This window comes from Streptomyces sp. NPDC088147, assembly GCF_044741565.1.
GTDB lineage: Bacteria > Actinomycetota > Actinomycetes > Streptomycetales > Streptomycetaceae > Streptomyces.
The window spans coordinates 476,167-495,944 of sequence record NZ_JBIUSY010000005.1; the positions used below are offsets into that span (position 1 = coordinate 476,167).

Below are 19,778 nucleotides of genomic sequence, written 5' to 3' on the forward strand. Positions count from 1 at the left end.
CGCCCACCTTGCCCGCCTCCCTCGCGGAGCGCCGTCGTCCGGACGGAAACCGGACGGCCGACCGCCATGACGTGATTCCACGCCGAACGGCCACCGCACCCCGTCGCCCGACGGGGTGGGGCCCGTCGGCCTGCGTAGAGCCCCCGGAGGCACCACCGTGTCCGCGCACGCCCCTGACCCCGCCACGACCCCCGCCGACGGCTCCCAGGACCCCCTGCTGGCGCGGGAACGCGCCCACCTCGCCGCCTCCCGCTCCGCCCTCCGCGCCATGCGCGAGGACGTGCAGGCGCTCGACATCCGCGATGTCACCGCGAACTGGGTCGACGCCGTCATCCTGGAGGCCCAGATCGAGGACCGCATCAAGGCGCTCGCCGATCTCGCCCACACCCCGCTCTTCTTCGGCCGCCTCGACTATCTGCACCCCGTGGGAGCCGCCGAGGCCGAGGGCGCCGAGGGCGAGAGCTTCTACATCGGCCGGCGCCATGTCCACGACGCCAACGGCGATCCCATGGTCATCGACTGGCGCGCCCCCGCCTCCCAGCCGTTCTACCGGGCCTCCAAGAAGGAGCCGCTGGACGTCGGGCTGCGCAGGCGCTTCGGCTACACGGCCGGCGACATCACCGCGTACGAGGACGAGCACCTCTCCGACCCCGCCGAGGCCGCGCGCTCCAGCAGACTGCTCCAGGCCGAGATCGAACGGCCGCGCGTCGGCCCGATGCGCGACATCGTCGCGACGATCCAGCCCGAGCAGGACGAGATCGTACGGAGCGGCCTCCGCGGCTCCGTCTGCGTCCAGGGCGGCCCCGGCACCGGCAAGACCGCCGTCGGCCTGCACCGGGTCGCGTATCTCCTGTACGCGCACCGCGAGCGGCTGGCCCGTACCGGCACGCTCGTCATCGGCCCGAACGCCTCCTTCCTCCACTACATCGAGCAAGTCCTGCCCGCGCTGGGCGAGTTGGAGGTGCGGCAGGCGACGGTGGACGATCTGGTCGCCTCGGTCGACGTACGCGGCACGGACCCCGCGCCCGCCGCCGTCGTCAAGGGCGACGCCCGCATGGCGGAGGTCCTCAGACGGGCCGTACGGTCCCACGTCACACCGCCGGCCGAGCCCGTCGTGGTCGTACGCGGCTCGCGGCGGTGGCGGGTACCGGCGTACGAACTCGACGAGATGGTCGGCCAGTTGCTCGCCCGGGACATGCGCTACGGCGCCGCGCGCGAGGCCCTCCCGCAGCGGATCGCGCACGCCGTGCTCGTCCGGATGGAGGAGGCGGGCGAGGCACCGGACGACCGCGTGCAGGACGCGGTGGCCCGCGACCCGGCGGTGAAGGCGGCGGTGAAGGCGATCTGGCCGCCCGTCGATCCGGCGAAGCTGGTGCTGCGGCTGCTCTCCGACGCGGAGTTCCTCGCGGCGCACGCGGAGGGCGTCCTCACGCCCGAGGAGCAGAAGACGATCCTGTGGACGAAGCCGGTGCGGAGCGTGAAGTCGGCGAAGTGGTCGGCGGCGGACGCGGTACTGATCGACGAGGCGGGCGATCTGATCGCCCGCACCCACTCGCTGGGCCATGTGGTGCTCGACGAGGCGCAGGATCTGTCCCCCATGCAGTACCGCGCGGTGGGCCGCCGCTGCTCGACCGGCTCGGCGACGGTACTGGGCGACCTGGCGCAGGGCACGACGCCCTGGGCGACGACGAGCTGGGCCGACGCGCTGCGGCACCTGGGCAAGGCGGACGCGGTGGTGGAGGAACTGACGGCGGGCTTCCGCGTGCCGCGCGAGGTGATCGCGTACGCGTCGAGACTGCTGCCGTCGATCGCGCCGGGGCTGGCGGAGGTGGCGTCGGTCCGCGAGTCGCCGGGCTCGCTCTCGGTACGGTCGGTGGTGGCGGAGGGCCTCGACGGCGCCGTCGTCGCCGCCTGCGTGGAATCACTCGCGCACGAGGGCTCCACGGGTCTGATCGCGGCGGACGCCCGTGTCCCGGCGCTGCGGGAGGCGCTGACGGCGGCGGGGCTGCCGTACCTGTCCCCGGGCGAGGAGACGACGGCCGAGGCCCGTCTGACGCTGGTGCCCGCGTCCCTGGCGAAGGGCCTGGAGTACGACTACGTGGTCCTGGACGAGCCGTCGGCGGTGGTCGACGGCGAACCGGACGAGCGAACGGGGCTGCGGCGGCTGTACGTGGCGTTGACGCGAGCCGTGTCGGGCCTGATCGTCCTGCACGCGACGGAGCTGCCGGAGGCGCTGTCGCCGCCCGCGCCGTAGCGCCGTCCGGCGGTGCGTCTCCGGCGGGGGCGGGGGTGGTCGCCGGGTTGCGGTCGCGTTGTCGCGGGCCGGGGTCCCGGACGCGAGCCCCGGAGCGCACCCCGGCGACCACCCGCGCCAGACCACCGGCCCCCGCCGAAACGCACCGCCCCCGCACCCCGGAAACCAGCACCCGGAAACCGGCCCCCGCCGAAACGCACCCACGACCACGCCCCCCGCCGGAAGGCGCTACGCGTCGATGGCCTCGCGCCATCCCCGCACCGCGTCCGCCGACACCGATCCCGCCCAGCCCCCCGGCCTCGCCGCGCCCCCGATGTGGAACGCGTCCACCTCCGCCGCCAGCAGCGCCCCCAGGTGGTCCAGCCGCAGGCCGCCGCCCACCATCAGCCGCGCCCCGTACCCCGGCTCCCCCCGCGCCCCGGCCTCCGTCTCCGCCAGCAGCGTCGGCAGCCCGTCGTCCACGCCCGCCGCCGAGCCCGCCGTGAGGTACGTGTCCAGGCCCGGCAGGTCCGCCAGCTGCTTGCGGAGCGCGTCCCGGTCGGCCGCGCGGTCGATCGCCCGGTGGAAGGTCCACCGGCAGCCGTCCAGCTCCGCGATCAGGCGTTCCACGGTGACCAGGTCCGGCGTCCCGTCCGCGTCGAGGAAGCCGAGGACGAACTCGTCCGCCCCCTCCGCCCGCAGTCCCCGCGCCACCTCGGCCAGCGCGTCCGCGCCTCCCGGCTCGCCCACCGCGAATCCGTCGGCCAGCCGCAGCATCACCCTCAGCGGGATGTCGACGGCGGCCCGGATCTTCGCGAAGGTCTCGCGGGGTGGGGTCAGCCCGTCCGCCGCCATGTCGGTGACGAGTTCAAGGCGGTCCGCGCCTCCGTTCCGGGCGGCGACCGCGTCCTCCGCGTCGAGAGCGATCACCTCCAGGAGTGCACGCTTACTCATGGGACCTCATTCATACGTATGCCGGCGGGTCAGGGACATGACTGGACGGGACCCGATATAGGTCTAGTCCAATATCCCAGCCTACGGGGCGCTCCCGCCCGCGCGCATCAGCGCATTCACGGACATCCCTTGCGTTACATACCCCATGGGGGTATAGATAGAGGAGTGAGATACCCCTAGGGGGTAGGATGACATTGTCGAGGAGAAGGAGCCCGTCAGCCATGAGCCCCACACGGACCACCGCCGGCACAGCCGCCGAAGTCGAGCTCATGATCGGCGGTATGACCTGCGCCTCCTGCGCGGCGCGGATCGAGAAGAAGCTGAACCGGATGGACGGGGTCGAGGCCACCGTCAATTACGCCACCGAGAAGGCCAAGGTCAGCTACCGGGGCCAGGACGTCGCGGTCGAGGATCTGATCGCCACCGTCGAAGCCACCGGCTACAGCGCCACCCGGCCCGCGCCCGCACCCGCACTCGTCCCGGCGGACACCGACACCGCCGACACCGCCGACACCGCCGACACCGCCGACACCGCTGACACCGCCGGCACCCCGTACGCGACGGACACCGCCAAAGACCCCGAGGACGTGACACTGCGGCAGCGGCTGATCACCGCCGTCCTCCTGTCCGTCCCCGTGGTCGCGATGGCGATGATCCCCGCCCTCCAGTTCGAGTACTGGCAGTGGCTCTCGCTCACCCTCGCCGCCCCCGTCGTCACCTACGCCGCCTGGCCCTTCCACCGCGCGGCCTGGGCCAACGCCCGCCACGGCGCCGCCACCATGGACACCCTGATCTCGGTCGGCGTCTCGGCCGCGTTCCTCTGGTCCCTGTGGGCGCTGTTCTTCGGTCACGCCGGCATGCCCGGCATGACCCACCCCTTCGAGCTGACCGTCGCCCGCACCGACGGCGCGAGCAACATCTATCTCGAAGCCGCCGCGGGCGTCACCGCGTTCATCCTCGCCGGCCGCTACTTCGAAGCCCGCTCGAAGCGCAAGGCCGGTGCCGCCCTGCGCGCCCTGCTCGAACTCGGTGCCAAAGAAGTCACCGTCCTGCGCGACGGCGCCGAGGTGACCATCCCCACCGCGCGGCTACGGACCGGCGATCACTTCCTCGTCCGGCCCGGCGAGAAGATCGCCACCGACGGCACGGTCGTCGACGGCTCGTCCGCCATCGACGCCTCCATGCTCACCGGCGAGTCCGTCCCCGTGGAGGTCACCGCCGGGGACGCCGTCACCGGCGCCACCCTCAACGCCGGGGGCCGGCTCGTCGTCGAAGCCACCCGCGTCGGCGCCGACACCCAGCTCGCCCGCATGGCCCGCATGGTCGAGGACGCCCAGAACGGCAAGGCCGCCGCCCAGCGCCTCGCCGACCGGATCTCCGCCGTCTTCGTCCCCTTCGTCATCCTGCTGGCCCTGGCCACCCTCGGCTTCTGGCTCCTCACCGGCGCCGGACTCACGGCCGCCTTCACCGCCGCCGTCGCCGTCCTGATCATCGCCTGCCCCTGCGCCCTCGGCCTGGCCACCCCGACCGCCCTCATGGTCGGCACCGGCCGCGGCGCCCAGCTCGGCATCCTCATCAAGGGCCCCGAAGTCCTCGAATCGACCCGCCGCGCCGACACCATCGTCCTGGACAAGACCGGCACCGTCACCACGGGCCACATGACCCTCCTCGCCACCCACACCGCCACCGGCACCACCGAGACCGAGGTGCTGCGGCTGGCGGGCGCGCTGGAGCACGCCTCCGAACACCCCATCGCCCAGGCCGTCGCCACCGGTGCCGCCGAGCGGGTCGGCACGCTCCCCACGCCCGAGGACTTCGCCAACGTCCCGGGCCTCGGCGTCCAGGGCGTCATCGAGGGCCACGCCGTCCTCGTCGGCCGCGCGAAGCTGCTCGCCGAGTGGGAGATCCGTCTCCCTGAGGACCTGGAGCGCGCGAAGGAGGCGGCCGAGGCCGCCGGACGCACCGCCATCGCCGTCGCCTGGGACGGCGAGGCACGCGCCGTTCTCGAAGTCGCCGACGCCGTCAAGGACACCAGCCCCGAGGCCATCCGCCGGCTGCGCGCCCTCGGGCTCACGCCGCTGCTCCTGACCGGCGACAACCAGGCCGTCGCCCACGCCGTCGCCAAGGAGGTCGGGATCGACCCCGGGCAGGTCATCGCCGACGTCATGCCCGAGGACAAGGTCGACGTCGTCAAGAGGCTCCAGGCGGAGGGCCGGTCCGTCGCGATGGTCGGGGACGGGGTCAACGACGCCGCCGCCCTCGCCCAGGCCGACCTCGGACTCGCCATGGGCACCGGCACCGACGCCGCCATCGAAGCGGGCGATCTCACCCTCGTCCGCGGTGATCTGCGCGTCGCCGCCGATGCCATACGGCTCGCCCGCCGCACGCTCACCACCATCCGCGTCAACCTCTTCTGGGCCTTCGCCTACAACGTCGCCGCGCTCCCGCTCGCCGCCGCCGGACTCCTCAACCCCATGATCGCCGGCGCCGCCATGGCCTTCTCCTCCGTCTTCGTCGTCGGCAACAGCCTCCGGCTCCGCGGATTCAAGGCCGTGTGACCCCGCGCGCGGCAGCCGCGCGACGACGGCATCGAGCCGGGCCCCGGAGCCTCCGTTCCGCGGCCCGGCACTATCGTCGTCCCATGCCCGTACCTGATCTGCGCAGCCGGTTCGCGACCACGCTCCTCGCACTCCGGGAGGGACCCGGGGAAGCCGGGGAAGCCGGGAGGGCCGAGGGCCCCGACCCGTACGCGTACGCCGACCGCCTCCTCGCCCGCTGGGCCGAGCCCCATCGCCGCTACCACACCACCGGTCATCTGCTCGCCGTCCTGGACCACATCGACACGCTCGCCGAGTACGCCGACGATCCCGACGTCGTACGCCTCGCCGCCTGGTTCCACGACGCCGTCTACCAGCCCGACCGCTCCGAGAACGAGGAGCGCTCCGCCCGCCTCGCCGAACGCGCCCTTCCCGAGGCCGGGCTGAGCGACGACCGTACGCGCGAGGTCGCCCGGCTCGTCCGCCTCACCACCACGCACGCCGCCGCGCCCGGCGACCGCGACGGCGCCGTCCTGTGCGACGCGGACCTCGCCGTCCTGGCGGGCGGCCCGGAGGCGTACGCGGCCTACACCACGGCGGTACGGGAGGAGTACGGCTTCGTCCCCGACGACGCGTTCCGCACCGGCAGGGCCGCCGTACTGGAGCAGCTCCTCGGCCTGCCCGCGCTGTTCCGTACCCCCTACGGCGCGCGCGAGTGGGAGGCACGCGCCCGCGCGAACCTGGCCGACGAGCTGCGCGGCCTCACCCGTCTCACCAGCTGAGAGCCGACGGTCCGCCGGAATGTAACGGCCGATACGACCGTTGGCACCTGTCATGCCCGACTCCGCCGATTCCCCGCCGCCGAAGCCGACGCCGATACCCGAGCCGATGTCGAAGTCGATACCGAAGCCGACATCGACACCGGCGCCGACGCCGCTCTCGTCCCCGGCCCGGACTTCCGCACCCGCCCCCGCGCCCACGCCCGCCGCTGCCCCCGCCCGTATGCCGCTCGCCGTCTACATCCTCGGCCTCTCCGTCTTCGCTCTCGGCACGAGCGAATTCATGCTCTCCGGCCTGCTGCCGCCCCTCGCCGACGACATGAACGTCTCCATCCCCACGGCCGGGCTCCTGATATCCGCCTTCGCGATCGGCATGGTCGTGGGCGCGCCCCTGCTCGCCGTCGCCACCCTGCGCCTCCCCCGCCGCACCACACTCATCGCCCTGATCTCGGTCTTCGGCCTCGGCCAGGTCGCGGGCGCCCTCGCCCCGACGTACGAGATCCTCTTCGCGTCCCGCGTCATCAGCGCGTTCGCCTGCGCCGGGTTCTGGGCGGTCGGCGCGGCCGTCGCCATCGCGATGGTCCCGCACACCGCGCGCGCCCGCGCGATGGCCGTCATGATCGGCGGGCTCTCCATCGCGAACGTCCTCGGCGTCCCGGTCGGCGCGTTCCTCGGCGAACACCTCGGCTGGCGCTCGGCGTTCTGGGCGGTCGGCGCGGCCTCCGCGGTCGCGCTCGTCGGTGTCGTCACACTCATCCCGCGCATCCCGCTCCCCGCCGAGAAGCCGCAGCTCAAGCGGGAGCTGACCATCTACCGCGACCGTCAGGTCTGGCTCTCGATCGCCGTGACCGCGCTCGCCGCGGGCGGTGTCTTCTGCGCGTTCTCCTATCTCGCCCCGCTGCTCACGGACGTGGCCGGGCTGGACAGCGGCTGGGTGCCGACCGTGCTGGCGCTGTTCGGTGTCGGCGCGCTGGTCGGTACGGCGCTCGGCGGCCGGTTCGCGGACGCGCATCTCTTCGGCGTCATGATCAGCGGCGTCATCGCGTCGACGGTCCTGCTCGCCCTGCTGGCGCTCACCGCCTCGCACCCGGTCGCCGTCATCACGCTGGCCTTCCTGCTGGGCGTCTCGGCGTTCTTCACGGCCCCGGCCCTCAACGCCCGTATGTTCAACATCGCCGCCGCAGCCCCCACCCTCGCGGGCGCCACCACCACCGCCGCCTTCAACCTCGGCAACACCGGCGGTCCCTGGCTCGGCGGCACGGTCATCGACGCGGACTTCGGCTTCGCCTCGACGGCCTGGGCGGGCGCGGCGATGACGGTCGTCGCGATCGGCCTGGCGGCGCTGTCGCTGCGCTACCACCGCGCGACGGCGGGCAGCCGGGTGGTCGCGGGATCGCTCGTGGCCTCGTCCGCCGAGTCGGCCGGGTCCGCCGGGTCGGCTGATGGCCATGCGACCGTCCCCCGCAAGCCGGACACCGCTGCCGCCCCCGCCGACCGCTGACGGACGACCGCCGACAGACGACCGCTGACGAACGACCGCCGACGGACGACCGCTGACGGACGACCGCTGACGGACGACGATCACACCGCTGCCGTCTGTTACGTAACACTCCCCACGCCCCCCTCGGCAATCTAGAGTTGAGGCACCATCAGCTTCGAGGGGGCGGAGAAACCGGGATGTCGCAGCACGCGCCGGACGGGACCGAGGGACAGACGCTGCCGTTCTGGGTCGACGTCGTCGAGGAAGAGGGCGACGAGGGCAACGCCATGGGCGGCCTCTTCCGGCACGACGGCGAGGCCGTCCTGCGCTCGGTCCCCCTCGGCCCCCTCCGCAAGAATCTCGCCGATACGGTCGACGCCCTCCAGAAGGTCTTCGAGGAGGTCGCCGACCGTGGCGGCGCGCTCCCGCTCGCCGAGGCCCAGCTCTCCTTCCAGGTCACCGCCACCGGCGGCATCCAGCTCATCGGCAGTGGCCAGGTGCAGGGGACCCGCGGTCTGACTCTGACGTTCAAGCGCCCGTCGTAGCGGCTCCATGCCACGCCACAAGGCTCTCCTCATCGGAGCCAGCGAGTACGACGACGAGACGATCCGCTCGCTGCCCTTCGTCCGCGACGACCTCCAGCGGCTGGAAGGCGCGCTCTCCGACCGGGGGTTCCGCCCGGTGGAGATCGCCGAGTCCCAGCGCGGCATCACCCCGAACGCCGTCAACCGCCACGTCCTGCGCTTCCTGCGCGACGCCGGCCGCGGCGACACCCTGTTCATCATGCTCAGCGGCCACGGGGTGCACTTCGACGGCCGGGACTATCTCGTCCCGGAGGACGCCTACTACGAGAGCGAGCCGTTCGCCGAGAGCTGCGTCGAGATCGGCTGGCAGAAGGAGCTGGAGGATTCCCCCGCAGGCCAGGTGGTCTTCCTCATCGACGCCTGCCGCGAAGGGTCGGCCCGCCGGACCAAGGCCCCCACCAGGATGCCCGGCTGGGAACGCCCCAAGATCGCCGCGACGCTGCGCCGCAAGGTCGCGTACGTGTACGCGTGCTCCAAGGCCCAGTACGCGCTGTACGTGGACGAGTCCGAGGCCGTACTCCCCCAGCACGCCGACGCCGCCGGCACCCAGCCGAAGGACTCGTTCAGTCTCTTCTCCCGCGCCGTCTCGGACGTCGTGTCGGCCGTGCCGCACACCCTGCACATGGGCGAGTTCCTGGACGAGGTGCAGCGCCGGGTGACCGCGCTGCACACCGCGTACGGCAAGACGCAGCCGGTCCAGCGGGTCAGGGCCGAGACCGACATCCCCTGGCAGGAGTTCACGGTCCTGCCCGGCCCCGCCCGGGACGCCGCCGAACATCCCTGGGTACGCAGCACCGCCACCCACCCCGCATGGGAACGGACCACCCCCGGCGCCGCCCGCGAGGCGCTCAAGGACGTCTGCGCCACGCTCGCCGCCCGGCTCGCCGAGGGGTACGAGACGGCGGCGGCCACACTGCGGGACGATCCGTGGCACGACGCCGAGCTGGCCAAGCGCGCCCAGGACCGGCTGGGCTTCCTCACCGGCCGCCTGGCGGCCGGTGCGGAACTCTCCCCGACCGAAGGCGCGTTGACCGTCCTGCTGCCCCTGCTCGGCCAGGCGTTCTGGACGCACGAAGCGGCCCAGCGGGCGCCGGTCGTCACCGCGGGACCGGCCGACCAGCCCACCCCCGAGCGCGACCGCTTCGGCAAGTTCGCCCAGGGGTTCCCCCGCCTCCAGCGCCGGCTGCGCACCCTGGAGCAGCGCGGCGTCTCGGACGGATCGGCCGAACGCATCCGCTGGTGGCTGTTCCACCGCTGGCTCATCCGGCAGCCCGAGCTGTACGCGTCCCAGACCCTGAAGACGCTGCTCGGCCCGCCGCCCGGCGGCACGGAGTGCCCGGAGTGGGTGACGGAAGCCCTGTCCGGCGAGCGGTTCATGCGCTTCCTCCAGGAACTGCGGGCGGCCCCGTTCGCCGTACCCCGCGACACCCCCGGCCGGCCGGGCGACCAGCGCGACGGCGACTGCGACGTCATCGCCGCCAGTACGAGGGACGAGCACGAGGTACGCGAATCCCTCGTCGCGTCCCTCGCCAAGGCCGCCCAGGCGTTCGCCGTGGACCCGGTGGACCTGCCGGAGATCCTCGTCGAGCACATCGGGATCTCCGACAGCGTGGACCTCGCCGCTCTGCTGACGACGATCCGCGGCTCCGACTGGCGCACGTCGGGCCTCGGCCGCTCCCTGAACGCGGTCTGCGGGCATCCGGCCGTCCAGATCGCCCTGCGCGAGCACGCCCGCCGGGTGGACGGACTGCTGCGCGACATCAACCGGACCTCGGCGCTCGCCCCGCTCCGCTCCCTGCCCCCGTACGCCGACGCCGACCGCGTCAGGCTCGGCGGCAACACCCCCACGCATCTGGCCGACGGCATCCGCTTCCAGCTCGCCGAGGACCGGGTGCAGGAGCTGCTGATGGGCGAGGAGCTGTACGGCGAACGCGAGCTGGCGATCCGGGAGTTGTACCAGAACGCGCTGGACGCCGTCCGCTACCGGGACCGCCGTACGGAATACCTGCGCAGGACCGGCGAAACACCCGCGCGGTGGGACGGCCTCATCGAGTTCGTCCAGAAGGCCGACGCCTTGGGCCGCCCGTACCTGGAGTGCCGGGACAACGGCGTCGGCATGGGCCTCGACGAGCTGCGCGATGTCTTCTCCCAGGGCGGCGCCCGCTTCGTCGACCTCCCGGAGTACATCGAGGAGCAGACGGCCTGGGCCGAGCTGGGCGAACCCCGCATCGAGCTGCACCCCAACAGCCGTTTCGGCATCGGCGTGCTGAGCTACTTCATGCTCGCGGACGAGATCGAGGTGACGACGTGCCGCATGGGCCGCGACGGCCGCCCCGGCAACAAGTACCAGGTGAAGATCGCGGGCCCCGGGAACCTGTTCCGCGTCGACGACCTGGGGCCGGGCACGGACTCCGGCACGACGGTGCGGCTGCTGCTGACCGACCACAAGGAGCGCGTGTCCTGCGTGGACACCTTGCAGCACGTGCTGTGGCTGGCTCCGTACCGTACGAGCGCCGAGCACGGCTCGCGGCGGCACGAGTGGGAGCCGGGTCAGCTCTCGCTCAGCGGTCCCGAGCTGGTCTGGGCTGATGACTCGGAGATGTTCCGGCGCACCGGCGCCTGTTACCCGTCGGGGAACCCGGACGTGTGGTGGGTGGACGGCACGGGCCGCTTCCTCTCGGACGGCCTGCTCGCGAGTACCAACTCGGCGACCATCGGCGGCAGCGCCCGGGAGCGCTACGGCGCCGTGGTCAATCTCCGCGAACAGCACCAGCCGGAGCTGAGCGTCGACCGCAAGACGATCCGTTCGAACGACGAGGACCATGTCAACGCGGTGCTGAGCGAAGCGCTGCCGAGCCTGTTCTCGACCGCGCGACCGCTTCTGGTGCCCGACTGGCTGGTCGAAGCCAGCCGGTCCTCCGTGGGTTTCGGGGACGAGGTCGCCGAACGCGCGCGTACCAGCGGGGTGCCCTGGCCCGCGGGGGACACCGAACGCCCCTTCGAGGCCCTGGGGTTCTTCCGCCCCGACCAGACGCTTCTGCCGCTCGTGACCGGCCACTACCCGGCGGTACGCGAAGAACACGGACCGTCCTATCTCCGGCTGGTACCCACGCCCGTACTCCGGTGGCGACTGCTCACGCTCTACCGGGCCGGCCTGGGGGATCCCCTGACCGAGGCCGCGCAGGCATCTCCTCCGCTGCCCTGCGCACGCCCCTCGGACCATCAGCTGCTCAGTGCCCGTAGCGCGTACACCACGCTCAACTGGACCCAGAGATACAAGGACTGGCTCACCGGACCGGAGAACAGCACCTTCTATTTGCTCAAGAGTCCGTCCCGCACCCTGGTGGACTCCGGGATCCTGAGCGCCCACAGCGTCGAGGTGTGGCGCGATCCCGAGCAGGCGGTCACCCTCGACGAGATCTTCGGCCTGGTGGACCTGACCGAACTCACCGCCGAGGCCGTCGCCGAGCGCCTGACGGCTCTGGGGTACTCGGTCGTTCCTCCGACGGGCTGCGAGAAAGTCCGGCGGGAGGATCTCCCTCTGCTCCGCCCGCTGGGCTCGGTGACGGACAGCTGGCTGGAGCCCGGCAGCGAGCTGTCAGTGGCTCAGCTCTGCCTCAGCGCGGCGATGGCCGAGTGGTCCACGCGTAAGGCCGCCGACCGGCTCCGGGACCTGGGATTCGCCGTCCCCGCCGAATATCCGAACTCCGACGCCTGGACCGCGGAAGACCGCGAGGTGCTGCGGCGGCTGTGGAGCCTGCACGCGGATCCGGTGCCACTGGACCGGGCGCGGGAGATCAGCTACGCCCAGCTGATCAGCGTGGCACGCGCCTCCGGTGCGACCACACAGGCGGTCGTCGGTCTGCTGAGGGACACCGGCTTCTCCGTGCCCTCCCCCGGCACGCCCGGCCTGATGTTCCGGGACGAGGAATGGGCGCTGCTCGTCTACAACGGCATCTCCCTCAATGTGGACCGCCCGGTCCCGCTGCCCCATGTGGTGGGGGTGGCGCACCGCACCGGGCAGACACCGGAGGCGGTCGCCGTACGCTTGCGCGCGCTGGGCTTCGAGGTCCCCGAACTCCCCGCCGACAGGCCGCTGCCGAGTAAACAGGACATCAACTTCCTCTACGCGCGCTACGAATCGTCGTCCAGCAAGGCATGGCCCCGGCCGGATCGCCCGATGGGACTCGGCGCGATCGCGGAGCGGGCAGGCCGTTCCACCCTCTCCATGACGGAAACGGCCGCCAGACTGAACGGCATGGGGTACCGCTGCGCTCCGGCTCAATGGCTGCTCGACCAGTTCCAGGAACACGACGTCGAAGCGCTCCGGTGGACCCTGCCCGACGATGACGATCAGACCGTGATCTCTCCCCCGCAGTTGTACGCGGTGGCCGAACACCTGGGGCGCCCCGCGGAAGATGTCGCCCGGTCGCTCACGGACTTCGGCTACGACGTCGCCGAGATCCCCGACACCTGGCTCCAGGAACGGAAAGCGGAAGCCGACCTGACCGATGTCCTCTCGCGCGGAGAAGAGCCGATCGTCGCCATCGAGTACGCGGTCGAGCTCTCGCTGCCCACCCTCGCCACCGTGGCCATGCGGCTGGGATTGCCCTTCCGCACCGTCGCCCTCCAAGCCACCGCCCTCGGCATGCGCCACGAGGCCGAGACCTGGTTCCCCGCCCTCTGATCCCGTGTCACAGACCGCTGATCCCGTGTGTCACAGATCATCGACAGCGCGAACCGATCACACCGGTTGTCCTCTCTTGTGGGACGGACGGGGACACACCGTCCGCCGCCCGCGCCAGCGCGCCACCCGAGGAGACGCCCGCCATGCCCGAGACCTCACCTTCCCTGTTCCGGAGCCTTCGTGGCCGGGTCACGGGACTCGCCGTCGCCGGTACGGCCCTCGCGCTCCTCGCCCCGGTCCCTGCGATGGCCGCGAGCGCCCAGGCCGGTGCCACCGCCGCCGCCACCGCCGCCGCCGCCGCCACCGCCACCGCCACCGCCGACCCGGTCTCCGTCCTGACGTACACGACCAAGGAACGGCGCGAGGCTCTCGCCTACTGGACGACCGCCCGCATCAAGGCCGTCGGGAAGTCCGTGGACCTCGGTCCGACCGGGCCGAAGGCCAAGCCGTACAAGGGCGCCACGCTGAAGACCGTGGGCCGGCTCTTCTTCGTCAACGCGCGGGGCGCCGACACCTGGTGCACGGCCACCGCCGTCAAGAGCACCAACCGCTCCGCCGTGATGACCGCCGCCCACTGCGTGCGCATGGGCTCCTCCCCCGGCAACACCAACACCTCGATGGTGTTCGTCCCCGCCTACTACAAGGGCAAGCAGCCGTACGGCGCGTTCGCGGTCCGCTCCGCCGCGACCCCGCGCACCTGGGAGAACGACTCCCTCAACGACATGTCCGCGCTGGTCGTCGACGCCGACAAGAAGGGCCGCGAACTCACCGACGTGGTGGGCGGCCAGCCCATCTCCTTCGACCGCGCCGTCGGCGGCACGGTCACCGCCCTCGGCTACTCCGCCACCCGCCCGCAGCTCGGCGAGGAACTCCTCCGCTGCGTCGGCACGACGAAGCGGGAGCACGGCACGCAGATGATCCCCTGCGACCTGACCGGCGGGGCCAGCGGCGGCCCGTGGCTCGCCGACTTCGACGCCACCACCGGCAAGGGCAAGGGCGTCCTGGTCTCGGTCAACGCCTCGCTGGACAGCCTGGAGCCGACCAAGATGTACGGAGAGGTGCTGAGGTCCACGGCCAAGAAGGTCTACGACAAGGCCCAGAAGAGCTGACGCGGGAGCACGGGCGGGCAGGCGTCACCATCCTCGGCATCCGGTGACGCCTGCGACCGCGAACCCGCGAACCCGCGAACCCACGAACCCCCGAACGCCCGACCCCCCGCCCCCCGACTCCGCGAACCCACGACCCCACGACCCCGCGATTCCGCGATTCCGCGAGAACACCCGCTACGCCGCCGGCCGCCCCTTCGGCCGCCGCAGCCCCGCCGCCGTAATCCTGCGTACCAGCTCCTTGGAGCCGATCTCCACCGCGCCCGCCCGCACCGCGTCCCCGTAACGGTCCGCCGGTACGTCGTAGTGATCACGCTCGAAGGCGCGCGCCGGGCAGCCGATGGACGCGGCGAAGGCGTGCAGTTCGCCGAACGAGTCGTCGCTGACCAGGTGTGACCACATCCGCCCGTGTCCCGGCCAGGTCGGCGGATCGATGTAGACCGTCACGAAGCCCCCTGCCCGCCCCGGTCCCCCCGCGAGCCCCCCGAGCCCCGCGTGCCCAGCGCGCCGACCGCCGCGACCACCACCCCCGCCTTCGCGCACACCCAGTGCGGGTCGGGCCCCAGCTCCGGTTCCACCTCCAGCGCGTGCGGTCCGTCATGGGGTCCGTCGTGCGGTCCGCCCGGTCCGCCGGGTCCGGCCTCGGCGCACACCGGGCACAGCGGCCACCGCCCGTACCGTTCCAACAACGCGTCCTGTACGTCCTGCGCCACCAGCCCGGCCACGTACGCGACGCCCTCCGGCCACTGCTCGACCCACCAGCGCCGGTGCGACACCGCGTCCTCCACCAGCGACACGACCTCGGCACGCGCGACGTCGCCCGCCGCCAGGTCGGCCAGCACCAGGGCGCGAGCGGCGTGCAGCGCCTGCTCCAGCGCATCCACATCAGGGCTCGGATCAGGTCTCGAATCAGGTCTCGGGTCGTCCATCCAGCCATTGTCGGTGACGGTGGGGGGTTGACGACCGCCGAATTCCGAAAATATCTTTCATAAGTGACCCCAGACGTGAAGGAAAGTTTCAGCGGAGAGCCCCCACCCGCCCCCGCCGCCCTGGCCGCCAAGGTACGGACCCTCGCGCCGACCATGACCCGCTCGATGCAGCTCGTCGCCGAGGCCGTCGCCGGTGACCCCGCCGGCTGCGCCGCCCTCACCGTCACCGGACTCGCCGAGCTGACCGGCACGAGCGAGGCCACCGTGGTCCGTACCGCCCGCCTCCTCGGCTACCCCGGCTACCGCGATCTGCGTCTCGCGCTCGCCGGTCTCGCCGCCCAGCAGCAGTCCGGACGCGCCCCCTCCGTCACGGCCGACATAGCCGTCGACGACCCCATCGCGGACGTCGTCGCCAAGCTCGCCTACGACGAACAGCAGACGCTCGCCGATACCGCCGCCGGACTCGACACCGTCCAGCTCGGCGCGGTCGTCGCCGCTGCCGCCGCCGCCCGCCGTATCGACATCTACGGCGTCGGCGCCTCCTGTCTGGTCGGCATGGACCTCGCCCAGAAGCTGCTGCGCATCGGTCTGATCGCGCACGCCCACTCCGACCCGCATCTCGCCGTCACCAACGCCGTACAGCTCCGCGCCGGTGACGTCGCCATCGCCATCACACACTCCGGCTCCACGGGCGATGTCATCGAGCCGCTCCGCGTCGCCTTCGACCGGGGCGCGACGACGGTAGCGATCACCGGCCGCCCCGACGCACCCGTATCGCAGTACGCCGACCACGTACTGACCACGTCCACCGCCCGCGAGAGCGAGCTGCGCCCCGCCGCCATGTCGAGCCGTACGAGCCAGCTGCTCGTCGTCGACTGCCTGTTCATCGGCGTGGCGCAGCGTACGTACGAGACGGCCGCGCCCGCGCTCTCCGACTCGTACGAGGCCCTCGCCCACCGCCACAGCCCGCGCAGCACCCGCTGACCTCTCGCGTACGCGACGGCACCCGCACCCCGCGTCCGCACCCGCACCCGCACCCGCACCCGCACCCGCACCCGCATAACCGCGTACTCAGCAGAAAGAGCGCTCTTTCATGACCTCTCAGTACGGCGAACTCCGCGCGCAGCTCGAAACCCTCACCACCGAGGCGTTCCGCCCCGAGCTCGCCGAGATCGACCAGCTGCCGACCCTCGAAATCGCCCGCATCATGAACGGCGAGGACAGCACCGTCCCCACCGCCGTCGCCGCCCAGCTCCCCCGGATCGCCGCCGCCATCGACGCCACCGCCGAGCGCGCGGCCCGTGGCGGCCGGCTGATCTACGCGGGCGCCGGGACGGCGGGCCGGCTCGGCGTGCTGGACGCCAGCGAGTGCCCGCCCACCTTCAACACCGACCCGGAGGAGGTCGTCGGCCTGATAGCGGGCGGTCCCGGCGCGATGGTGACGGCCGTCGAAGGGGCCGAGGACTCCAAGGAGCTGGCAGCCGCCGATCTGACCGCCATGAAGCTCTGCGCGGAGGACACGGTCGTCGGTATCTCCGCCTCCGGCCGTACCCCGTACGCGATCGGCGCCGTCGAGCACGCCCGCAGCCTGGGCGCGCTCACCATCGGGCTCTCCTGCAACGCGGACAGCGCGCTGGCCGCCGCCGCCGAGCACGGCATCGAGATCGTCGTCGGTCCTGAACTGCTCACCGGCTCCACCCGGCTCAAGGCCGGTACGGCACAGAAGCTCGTCCTCAACATGCTCTCGACGATCACCATGATCCGGCGCGGCAAGACGTACGGAAACCTGATGGTCGACGTCCGCGCCTCCAACGAGAAGCTGCGCGCCCGCTCCCGGCGGATCGTCTCGCTCGCCACGGGCGCGTCGGACGACGAGATCGAGGCCGCGCTCGCCGCCACCGACGGCGAAGTGAAGAACGCCATCCTCACCATCCTCGGCGCCGTCGACGGACCCACCGCCGCCGCGCTCCTCACCGACTCCGATGGCCACCTGCGCGCCGCGCTGAAGGCCGCCCGTACCCACGGAAAGACCACGCACCATGGCACCAGCAGACACACCTGACAGAAACCGCGCCACGGCCGAGGCGATCCTCCCGCTCGTCGGAGGCGCCGCGAACATCGCGTCCGTCGCCCACTGCATGACCCGGCTCCGCCTCGGCCTGCACGACCGTTCCCTCGTCCAGGACGAGGCGCTCAAGGCGCTCCCCGCCGTCCTGGGCGTGGTCGAGGACGAGACGTACCAGATCGTCCTGGGCCCGGGGGCCGTGGCGCGGGTGACGCCGGAGTTCGAGCGCCTGGTGGAAGCGGGACGCGCGCCTCAGGCGGCGGCCCCCACCGCGGCCGGACTGGCCGAACGCGGAGCGGCCATCAAGGCGGCGCGGAAAGCCAGGAACGCCACCCCGTTCAAGCTGTTCCTCCGCCGCATCGCCAACATCTTCGTCCCGCTCATCCCGGCGCTCATCGGCTGCGGCATCATCGCGGGCCTCAACGGCCTCCTCACGAACCTCCACTGGCTCCCGGCCCTCGTCCCCGCGCTCGCCGCCCTCGCGTCGGGCTTCATGTCGCTGATCGCGGTCTTCGTCGGCTACAACACGGCGAAGGAGTTCGGCGGTACGCCCATTCTGGGCGGCGCGGTCGCCGCGATCATCGTCTTCCCCGGCGTCGCCAACGTCGACGCGTTCGGCCAGAAGCTCGCCCCCGGCCAGGGCGGCGTGCTCGGCGCGCTGGGCGCGGCGGTGCTCGCGGTGTACGTCGAGAAGTGGTGCAGGCGGGTGGTCCCGGAGGCGCTCGACGTCCTCGTCACCCCGACCCTGACCGTCCTCGTCTCCGGCCTGGTCACGCTGTACGGCCTGATGTACGTCGCCGGTGAGGTCTCCACGGCCATCGGCGATGTCGCGAACTGGCTGCTGGCGAACGGCGGCGCGGGCGCCGGCTTCGTCCTCGGCGGTCTCTTCCTCCCCCTGGTCATGCTGGGGCTGCACCAGGCCCTGATCCCGATCCACACCACCCTGATCGAGCAGCAGGGCTACACCGTCCTCCTCCCCATCCTCGCCATGGCGGGCGCGGGCCAGGTCGGCGCGGCGGCGGCGGTCTACGTCCGGCTCCCCCGCAACGGCTCGATCCGCCGCACCATCAGGTCCGCCCTCCCGGCCGGTTTCCTGGGCGTCGGCGAACCGCTCATCTACGGCGTCTCCCTCCCCCTCGGCCGCCCCTTCGTCACGGCCTGTGTCGGCGGCGCCTTCGGCGGCGGCTTCGTGGGGCTCTTCAACCAGCTCGGCGCGGCGGTCGGTTCGACGGCGATCGGCCCGTCCGGCTGGGCGCTGTTCCCGCTGCTCGACGGCAACGAGGGCCTGGGCGAGATGGTCGCGGTGTACGGGGGCGGACTGCTGGTCGGCTATGCCGTGGGCTTCGTCGCCACGTACTACTTCGGCTTCACGAAGTCGATGCTGACGGACCTCAACGCACCGGCGGAGACCGCTTCACCGGCAGACCCCTCAGCCGTACCCTCAGCCGTACCCTCAGCCGTGCCGGAAAGCGGCCCGGTACCCGTGCGGGCTGGTGCCGACGACACGCTTGAACCGGTCGCGGAAGGCCGTGGGTGACCCGAACCCCACCTGGGTCGCGATCCGGTCGACCGGATGCGTGGTCGCCTCCAGCAGGTACTGGGCCTGCCGGATACGGGCCCGGTGCAGCCACTGCAACGGAGTCGTCCCGGTCTGCTCCCGGAACCGCCGGTTGAGGGTGCGCGTACTGGTCGCCGCCCGCGCGGCGATGTCCTTGAGGGTCAGCTCGCGCCCCGCGTTCTCCTCCATCCACCGGAGCAGGGGTTCCATCGTGGCCCCTGCGGGCACCGGAGGCTGTTCAAGGACGATGAACTGCGCCTGGCCGCCCTCCCGTTCCAGCGGCATGACCGACAGCCGGGCCGCGTCGGCGGCGACGGCCGAGCCGTAGTCCCCGCGGATCAGGTGCAGGCACAGGTCGAGCGCGGCGGCGGCCCCGGCCGAGGTGAGGAACTGGCCGTTGTCGACGTACAGCACATCCGGGTCGACGGTGACCGCCGGATGGCTCGCGGCCAGCAGCGGGGCGGCCACCCAGTGGGTGGTGGCGCGCAGCCCGTCGAGCAGCCCGGTGGCGGCGAGGATGAAGGCGCCGCTGCACACGGACGCGATACGGGTGCCGCGCGCGGCGGCGGCCCGCAGCGCGTCGAGTACGGCCGGGGGCACCGGGGCGGCCGGGTCGTCCGTACCGGGCAGGATGATCGTGTCGGCCTCGGCGAGCACGTCGAGACCGTACGGCGCCCGCAGCGCGAACGGCCCGGCGTCGATCTCGGCCCCGGCCGAGACCGCGCAGACCACGACCCGGTAGGCGGCGCCGCCGTCGGGGAGCCGGGTACGGGAGAAGACCTCGATCGGTGAGGACAGGTCGAAGGGGATGACCCGGTCGAGCGCCAGTACGGCCACGGTGTGCATGCCGACAGGCTAAGGGCCGG

Annotated in this window: 14 protein-coding genes; 10 read left to right on the forward strand and 4 right to left on the reverse strand. The window is 72.4% G+C overall.

Annotation, left to right across the window (positions count from 1 at the left end):
• Nucleotides 1-157 precede the first annotated feature (157 nt).
• Nucleotides 158-2,254 (forward strand): HelD family protein, encoded by a 2,097-nt coding sequence (locus ACIOGX_RS20085; RefSeq protein WP_401914844.1) that lies wholly within the window; start codon nt 158-160, stop codon nt 2,252-2,254.
• 228 nt (nt 2,255-2,482) lie between these two features.
• Here ACIOGX_RS20085 and ACIOGX_RS20090 read toward each other — a convergent pair whose 3' ends face one another.
• Nucleotides 2,483-3,187, reverse strand: a complete 705-nt coding sequence (locus ACIOGX_RS20090; RefSeq protein WP_383962421.1) for a copper homeostasis protein CutC — start codon at nt 3,185-3,187, stop codon at nt 2,483-2,485.
• 221 nt (nt 3,188-3,408) lie between these two features.
• Between ACIOGX_RS20090 and ACIOGX_RS20095 the strand changes: the two genes are divergently transcribed.
• The 6 genes from ACIOGX_RS20095 (at nt 3,409) to ACIOGX_RS20120 (ending at nt 14,363) form a co-directional block, all read left to right on the forward strand.
• The gene (locus tag ACIOGX_RS20095; protein WP_401914847.1) at nt 3,409-5,745 is read left to right on the forward strand and encodes a heavy metal translocating P-type ATPase; all 2,337 of its coding nucleotides are present in this window, start codon (nt 3,409-3,411) and stop codon (nt 5,743-5,745) included.
• A gap of 83 nt (nt 5,746-5,828) precedes the next feature.
• Complete coding sequence (locus ACIOGX_RS20100) at nt 5,829-6,506, forward strand: HD domain-containing protein (protein WP_356515012.1); 678 nt, start codon at nt 5,829-5,831, stop codon at nt 6,504-6,506.
• Nucleotides 6,507-6,726: 220 nt separating this feature from the next.
• Nucleotides 6,727-8,004 carry a Cmx/CmrA family chloramphenicol efflux MFS transporter gene (locus ACIOGX_RS20105; RefSeq protein ID WP_401768169.1) on the forward strand — a complete coding sequence of 426 codons (1,278 nt, stop codon included), beginning with the start codon at nt 6,727-6,729 and terminating at the stop codon, nt 8,002-8,004.
• Nucleotides 8,005-8,180: 176 nt separating this feature from the next.
• Nucleotides 8,181-8,528, forward strand: coding sequence for a hypothetical protein (locus ACIOGX_RS20110; protein ID WP_165371771.1), 348 nt, complete (start codon nt 8,181-8,183; stop codon nt 8,526-8,528).
• A gap of 7 nt (nt 8,529-8,535) precedes the next feature.
• Nucleotides 8,536-13,254, forward strand: coding sequence for a caspase family protein (locus ACIOGX_RS20115; protein ID WP_401914851.1), 4,719 nt, complete (start codon nt 8,536-8,538; stop codon nt 13,252-13,254).
• 143 nt (nt 13,255-13,397) lie between these two features.
• A complete protein-coding gene (locus ACIOGX_RS20120) occupies nt 13,398-14,363 on the forward strand; it encodes a trypsin-like serine peptidase (protein ID WP_401914853.1) in 966 nt (321 codons plus the stop codon).
• Between the two features lie 174 nt (nt 14,364-14,537).
• Here the strand turns inward: ACIOGX_RS20120 and ACIOGX_RS20125 are convergent, their stop codons facing one another.
• Nucleotides 14,538-14,807 carry a DUF4031 domain-containing protein gene (locus tag ACIOGX_RS20125; protein WP_384771133.1) on the reverse strand — a complete coding sequence of 90 codons (270 nt, stop codon included), beginning with the start codon at nt 14,805-14,807 and terminating at the stop codon, nt 14,538-14,540.
• Entirely contained in the window at nt 14,804-15,289 is a 486-nt protein-coding gene (locus ACIOGX_RS20130; protein ID WP_356515004.1) for a hypothetical protein, read from the reverse strand. Before ACIOGX_RS20130 ends, ACIOGX_RS20125 begins: the two co-directional genes overlap by 4 nt.
• A gap of 63 nt (nt 15,290-15,352) precedes the next feature.
• Here ACIOGX_RS20130 and ACIOGX_RS20135 point away from each other — a divergent pair, with 63 nt between their 5' ends.
• The 3 genes from ACIOGX_RS20135 (at nt 15,353) to ACIOGX_RS20145 (ending at nt 18,891) form a co-directional block, all read left to right on the forward strand.
• Complete coding sequence (locus tag ACIOGX_RS20135; protein ID WP_356515002.1) at nt 15,353-16,273, forward strand: MurR/RpiR family transcriptional regulator; 921 nt, start codon at nt 15,353-15,355, stop codon at nt 16,271-16,273.
• Between the two features lie 109 nt (nt 16,274-16,382).
• Nucleotides 16,383-17,351, forward strand: a complete 969-nt coding sequence (gene murQ, locus ACIOGX_RS20140) for an N-acetylmuramic acid 6-phosphate etherase (protein ID WP_356515000.1) — start codon at nt 16,383-16,385, stop codon at nt 17,349-17,351.
• Nucleotides 17,329-18,891, forward strand: a complete 1,563-nt coding sequence (locus ACIOGX_RS20145) for a PTS transporter subunit EIIC (RefSeq protein WP_401914858.1) — start codon at nt 17,329-17,331, stop codon at nt 18,889-18,891. Before murQ ends, ACIOGX_RS20145 begins: the two co-directional genes overlap by 23 nt.
• On the opposite strand, the gene ACIOGX_RS20150 is transcribed toward ACIOGX_RS20145, so the two are convergent.
• A complete protein-coding gene (locus tag ACIOGX_RS20150; protein ID WP_401768050.1) occupies nt 18,808-19,758 on the reverse strand; it encodes a GlxA family transcriptional regulator in 951 nt (316 codons plus the stop codon). The genes ACIOGX_RS20145 and ACIOGX_RS20150 overlap by 84 nt on opposite strands.
• Nucleotides 19,759-19,778 lie beyond the last annotated feature (20 nt).

What these genes read in the sequence shown, in the direction of transcription:
- ACIOGX_RS20090 (WP_383962421.1), bottom strand. Translation starts at nt 3,187, where the DNA reads ATGAGTAAGCGTGCACTCCTGGAGGTGATCGCTCTCGACGCGGAGGAC.
- ACIOGX_RS20095 (WP_401914847.1), top strand. Translation starts at nt 3,409, where the DNA reads ATGAGCCCCACACGGACCACCGCCGGCACAGCCGCCGAAGTCGAGCTC.
- ACIOGX_RS20100 (WP_356515012.1), top strand. Translation starts at nt 5,829, where the DNA reads ATGCCCGTACCTGATCTGCGCAGCCGGTTCGCGACCACGCTCCTCGCA.
- ACIOGX_RS20105 (WP_401768169.1), top strand. Translation starts at nt 6,727, where the DNA reads ATGCCGCTCGCCGTCTACATCCTCGGCCTCTCCGTCTTCGCTCTCGGC.
- ACIOGX_RS20110 (WP_165371771.1), top strand. Translation starts at nt 8,181, where the DNA reads ATGTCGCAGCACGCGCCGGACGGGACCGAGGGACAGACGCTGCCGTTC.
- ACIOGX_RS20115 (WP_401914851.1), top strand. Translation starts at nt 8,536, where the DNA reads ATGCCACGCCACAAGGCTCTCCTCATCGGAGCCAGCGAGTACGACGAC.
- ACIOGX_RS20120 (WP_401914853.1), top strand. Translation starts at nt 13,398, where the DNA reads ATGCCCGAGACCTCACCTTCCCTGTTCCGGAGCCTTCGTGGCCGGGTC.
- ACIOGX_RS20130 (WP_356515004.1), bottom strand. Translation starts at nt 15,289, where the DNA reads ATGGACGACCCGAGACCTGATTCGAGACCTGATCCGAGCCCTGATGTG.
- murQ (WP_356515000.1), top strand. Translation starts at nt 16,383, where the DNA reads ATGACCTCTCAGTACGGCGAACTCCGCGCGCAGCTCGAAACCCTCACC.
- ACIOGX_RS20145 (WP_401914858.1), top strand. Translation starts at nt 17,329, where the DNA reads ATGGCACCAGCAGACACACCTGACAGAAACCGCGCCACGGCCGAGGCG.
- ACIOGX_RS20150 (WP_401768050.1), bottom strand. Translation starts at nt 19,758, where the DNA reads ATGCACACCGTGGCCGTACTGGCGCTCGACCGGGTCATCCCCTTCGAC.